Annotated in this window: 1 protein-coding gene; it reads left to right on the forward strand. The window is 46.5% G+C overall.

Annotated features, from left to right (window positions below):
* Positions 1-535: hypothetical protein (locus tag MoGM_RS00050; protein ID WP_104368236.1), on the forward strand; the 535-nt coding region annotated here is incomplete at both ends.

Raw genomic sequence — 535 nt, forward strand, 5'->3', positions numbered from 1 at the left:
TCTATACCGTGAGCATGGCTACCATCAAGGAACTCTATAAGGTGACAATGCAGAACGTGTCGGGCTTCGGTACGGAGAGCAAATACTACAAGGAGATTGGACTATGCGCATACGACATCCTCAAAGATGTGCCGGAACTTATCCAAACGGTAAGCAAGGCAAAGTTCTCCAACAAGCTGCTATGCCTGAATGAACTGGGCAACCTTGTGACGGAAACCCAGCAGTTGGTGGGCAATTTCGTCAATATCGTGAACAATGCCACGATACAGAATCCACTTAAAGGACAAGGTACGGCTGAGAAGAAAAATGACGGTTATAATATGCTTGACCGCTATGAACGATTGTCACTTGCCAATTCCATCTATTCCGGCCTTTTGGAGATACGTTACAAGGTGGAGGGCATGATACTGATGGCCCAATATGCCACTGCTAATGACCTTTTCTTTGCCATTGACCCGGAGGGATGGGCAAATGTGGTGACGATGAAGAACAATGTCAGCGGTCTTATCAATGACTGGAACGGATTGGTTACATC

This window comes from Prevotella sp. MGM1, assembly GCF_002933775.1.
GTDB lineage: Bacteria > Bacteroidota > Bacteroidia > Bacteroidales > Bacteroidaceae > Prevotella.